Below are 276 nucleotides of genomic sequence, written 5' to 3' on the forward strand. Positions count from 1 at the left end.
TCAGGTAGCTGGCGGGTGCCTGGGGATCAAGCCAGGGTAATTGCGCCTGTTCCAGCACCAGCACCTGGCGGCCATTCGGGACGGTTGAGCCTGGTAATGTGAGCAGTGTGGGCGTCTCATCCGCCACGCGCTCGTAAGCTTGGCGCACTTGGGCGTCGAGTTGGTTTTTGTGATCGTGATGGGCACTGCGTACCGTGCTGACAATCTCCTTGGCTGCGCTTTTCCAGCGGGCCTTGGTAAAACGGTCGACGTTGGCGGTCTCGGCCTGTTTACGTG

1 protein-coding gene is annotated in these 276 nt (G+C 60.5%); it reads right to left on the minus strand.

What is annotated here, in order from left to right; genetic code table 11:
• Positions 1 to 276 (minus strand): hypothetical protein (locus AAEY68_RS21005; protein WP_350586823.1); only part of this gene is annotated, 276 nt, incomplete at both ends.

It is taken from the genome of Pseudoalteromonas sp. RB2-MNA-CIBAN-0110 (assembly GCF_040309305.1).
GTDB lineage: Bacteria > Pseudomonadota > Gammaproteobacteria > Enterobacterales > Alteromonadaceae > Pseudoalteromonas > Pseudoalteromonas arctica.